Source organism: Arthrobacter sp. E44 (genome assembly GCF_041877125.1).
GTDB lineage: Bacteria > Actinomycetota > Actinomycetes > Actinomycetales > Micrococcaceae > Arthrobacter.
Map to the genome: position 1 here is coordinate 1 of NZ_JBHDJA010000049.1, position 3,618 is coordinate 3,618.

Consider the following 3,618-nt stretch of genomic DNA (forward strand, 5'->3'; position numbering starts at 1 on the left):
TGAAGGGCAACGTCGTAGACCTTGCCGTCGCCGTCGTGATTGGTGCCGCTTTCGGCGCCGTGGTCACGGCCCTAGTCCAAAGTGTTCTCATGCCGTTCATTGCGGCTCTGGTCGGATCGCCCAATTTCGACAGTTTCGCCGTCGTGACCCTGAACGGAAACGACATCAAATTCGGTGTCCTGCTCACCGCCATCGTCAATTTCCTGCTCGTGGCTGCAGCCATCTACTTCGTCGTTGTTGTCCCGATGAACCATATGATCGAACGCCGCAACCGGCGCCTGGGCATCAACCCGGATGTCAAGGAAGAAGCAGCGGAGGATCCGCAGATTGCTTTGCTCACCGAAATTCGTGACTCCCTGCAGCAGGACCGCCGCTAGTAGCCAACGAGGAAAGGCCGGCCTCCAGAGGCTGGCCTTTCTTTCGGGGTAGGGCAAATTGAATGTCCGGCGCCCCAGCGCCGTCCGGGCTTATCGTGATGCAGGTGCGCAGCGTCTGTGCACATTAATTGCCGGATATTGATGTTTTGGTGAGTGCACTGCGATAGCGTATCCGGCCAGGAGCGCGGGGAAATATCCCGGCGTCCGTGCATGCCCCATTCCTGCTTCGCAGGATCCGCGGCGGGTGTGCTGTTGTTCCGTATCGATGAAAGGACATGTACATGGCTGTTTCTATTGAATTGGGCAAGGCACTCGATAAGGCCTACGAGAACTCGACTCTCGACGAAGTTCTGGCCGCGCCGCCCTCGGCCCTTGCCGGGCTGACGGAAAAGCACGATGAACTGCTCGCCGGCATGGGCATCAAGACCATCCGCGACTTGGGGAGCAACAAGTTCTTCGCCACAGCCGGTGTGCTCGTGGCGCTGGCGGGCAAAGTCGGATAACCCGCCGTTGCCGGCCGCCGACGCGCCATGAGAAGGTCCGACCGGCCCGAGCCGGTCGGACCTTTCACCAAGTTCTGGCGTGCTGCGTGGTGGCAAAAGCACAGCAAGTCGAGGAGAATGTCCCCCATCTTTTGTCCTTCTACCCATTGCATGGACACCCCTACAACGGGTCGGCCACACCTCCAAGGGGACCGCGCGTACGAACGACATCGTCACGTCCTGCGCCTGGCATGTTGGCAACCCCTGTACCGGGTAGGTGAACTCTCCGAAGATGTTGGGGCTACCGGCGAGGCGCCGGGAATGGAACAACGGAAAGGTTGGTTGAAACTTCAAGTAAGACGAGAGGAAAGAACAGCAGTGAACCTCCTATCCCGCCTCTTTGGAAAGAAGAACAAAATGACTGATATCACCATCATCGGCACCGGCAACATGGCCCGCGGCCTCGCCTCGCGCGCCCTGGCTGGCGGCAAAAGTGTCCAGCTGCTGGCCCACTCGGACAAGGCCAAGGCAGAATCCATTGCCGCGGAACTGGGCGGGCAGGTCAGTGCGGACACTGTCGGTGACGCCATCACAGGCTCCATCGTTGTGCCCGCAGTTTACTTCGACGCCTCCAAGGACGTGATCGCGCAGTACGGTGATGCCCTCAACGACAAAGTTTACGTCGACATCACCAACCCGATCGATTTTTCCACTTTCGAGGGCCTGACAGTTCCTGCAGGTTCGTCCGCAGCGGAGGAACTGCAAAAAGCCACCGGGGCCAAGGTGGTCAAGGCGTTCAACACTACTTTTGCCGCCACTCTCACCGACGGACAGGTCGCCGGTCAGCAGCTGGATGTCCTCGTCGCCGGCGACGATGACGCCGCTGTACGGGCTGTCGCCGATTTCGCAAAGGCCGGTGGATTGACCCCGATCGTCGTTGGCCCACTGCGTCGCGCCCAGCAGCTCGAACAAGCCGGATTCCTCAATATCTTGCTCTCTGCCAACGACCAGCTCCCGCAATTCCAATGGAATTCCGCCCTCAGGTTCCAGCCCGCTACCTAACCTCAGTAATCTGGACAGGAAGGTCGGCGCTTATGGCGCCGGCCTTCCTGCTTGCCCCCTCCGGTGTCCAGTTTGTACCTTCGGCGATCAATGTGGACCACTCGCTGAGCGAAGGGAGCAGCGACGGCATCAAGCTGCCGGCCTTTGACGGGGAGCACCAGAGGGCAAAGGCGCCCAAACGCGGCCCGCTCGATGAGGCCATCGAGAAGGTGAACGAGATGTTCAAGGCAAAAGGCGTCGATGTGAGCCCGGAGAGTGTCTCCGGCTTCATCACCACGTTCTGGGGCTTCCTCGATGCCAATAAAGAAGCCGTGGCGATGGCGAAAAACAACACCGTCTCTCAGCTCAAGGCATCTGAGGGCTTCAGCGGAGCCGTCGGACTGGCAGTACTGAAAACCGTGAATGAGTCACAGGAAATCCAGTCGTACATGACCGACCCCGCGTTCCTGGGGCAGATTGCCGAGATTGCCGCGGAGGCGCTTCACGGTCAACACCGGGCGGCTGATCCGGGGGCTGCAACAAAGGCCTCAGAGTCATGAGCGGCGCCGGACAGGTGGCTTTTGGGGACATCATCCGCGAAGCCCGAAGGGAGCACGGCTGGTCGCAGGCGGAGCTTGGCGAGAAATCAGGCGTTTCCCGTCCGACCATCGCTCGGGTGGAAGCCAATCATGATGTCACGACCACAACCATTGCCAAGATCGCCCAGGCCCTGGGGCTCACACTGGAATTGAAAGGTCGTGCGTGACGGCTGAAGTAACGAGCCGGAGCTCATAGCGGCGGTTGAGCTTCCTTTTGGCAATGTAGTGGGGTTGAGCGCAGCGCATCACGCAGTTCACCGGCGGGGCAAGCCCCGCGGGCAACCTGGCTAGGTGGATCATGGCCCTACGCTACGCAGGGCCATGAACAGTTGTCAGTGATGGCCCCCAGCAGCCACTGCTCCGAGAGGGGATCGCGGCGCAGCTCGAAGGTCCGCAGCAGCGAGTTCGATGCGAGCCGGATTATCTGCCCTGAGGAGGGAAATGCGCTGGTCAGAGGCAGAATCTGGGGAGAGCTATGTTGGGCACGTGGATAATCGGTCCATGGTTCTGCCGCAGCAGCGGCAGGTTGCTGGCGTTTAGACTCCATGCTTTTTGAGCGCTTCCACTAGCTGATCAACGGTTGGCGTTCCCGCAAGGCCTTTGGGCGTTTGGTAGACGCGGCAGGCGAGTTCACTTGTCGGTGCTCCGGTCGGGAAAACGTCGGCCCCGTCGACCGTGATGGTCGGTGATCCGGCGAATCCGCTGCCTTGGATGTCCGACGGGGTCTTCAGAAGCCGTATGTGTATTTTGAGGTCCTCGCGGCCCATGGCGGCCAGCGCGTCTTCAAGACGTTTGCGTGCTTGATCCGAGTTGGGGCACTCATCGATATGGAGTAGTTCGAGTCTCATGATTTCGTTCTCCTGCCCGGTGGCAGCGGCTGATCCCATTAGACCCTGGGCGCGGCCGCTGATGTGCGAGTTAGCCCGGCCGGTTGAGGTCAAGCTGTCGGGCGTGGAAGTCGAAGTGTTTTGTGGGGTACGCGTAAACATCTTCGATGGTTGTCAATGGCCATTACGTTCTGCCCATGGGCGGCCAGTTGATGTGCCCGCTGGTGGCCAGTAAAACTGCCCGGTTATGGCCAACAGATCTGCCCACTGATTCGTTTCGGCGGGGTCGGCC

The 3,618-nt window shown here is 60.1% G+C and carries 6 protein-coding genes; 5 read left to right on the top strand and 1 reads right to left on the bottom strand.

What is annotated here, in order from left to right; all coding sequences use genetic code 11:
* From mscL to ACETK3_RS21200, 5 genes are all read left to right on the top strand, one after another.
* A partial coding sequence (mscL, locus tag ACETK3_RS21180) for a large conductance mechanosensitive channel protein MscL (RefSeq protein ID WP_373993585.1) occupies positions 1-377 on the top strand: 377 nt, incomplete at its 5' end.
* A gap of 281 nt (positions 378-658) precedes the next feature.
* On the top strand, positions 659-880 hold the full coding sequence (locus ACETK3_RS21185) for a hypothetical protein (protein WP_237429419.1): 222 nt from the start codon (positions 659-661) through the stop codon (positions 878-880).
* Positions 881-1,276: 396 nt separating this feature from the next.
* Positions 1,277-1,921 carry an NADPH-dependent F420 reductase gene (locus tag ACETK3_RS21190; RefSeq protein ID WP_237429420.1) on the top strand — a complete coding sequence of 215 codons (645 nt, stop codon included), beginning with the start codon at positions 1,277-1,279 and terminating at the stop codon, positions 1,919-1,921.
* Positions 1,922-1,953: 32 nt separating this feature from the next.
* The gene (locus ACETK3_RS21195; protein ID WP_237429421.1) at positions 1,954-2,460 is read left to right on the top strand and encodes a hypothetical protein; all 507 of its coding nucleotides are present in this window, start codon (positions 1,954-1,956) and stop codon (positions 2,458-2,460) included.
* The gene (locus tag ACETK3_RS21200) at positions 2,457-2,666 is read left to right on the top strand and encodes a helix-turn-helix transcriptional regulator (RefSeq protein WP_237429422.1); all 210 of its coding nucleotides are present in this window, start codon (positions 2,457-2,459) and stop codon (positions 2,664-2,666) included. Before ACETK3_RS21195 ends, ACETK3_RS21200 begins: the two co-directional genes overlap by 4 nt.
* A 369-nt stretch (positions 2,667-3,035) precedes the next feature.
* Here ACETK3_RS21200 and ACETK3_RS21205 read toward each other — a convergent pair whose 3' ends face one another.
* Positions 3,036-3,347: a thioredoxin family protein gene (locus tag ACETK3_RS21205; RefSeq protein ID WP_237429423.1), complete on the bottom strand. Its 312-nt coding sequence runs from the start codon at positions 3,345-3,347 to the stop codon at positions 3,036-3,038.
* Positions 3,348-3,618: the final 271 nt, after the last annotated feature.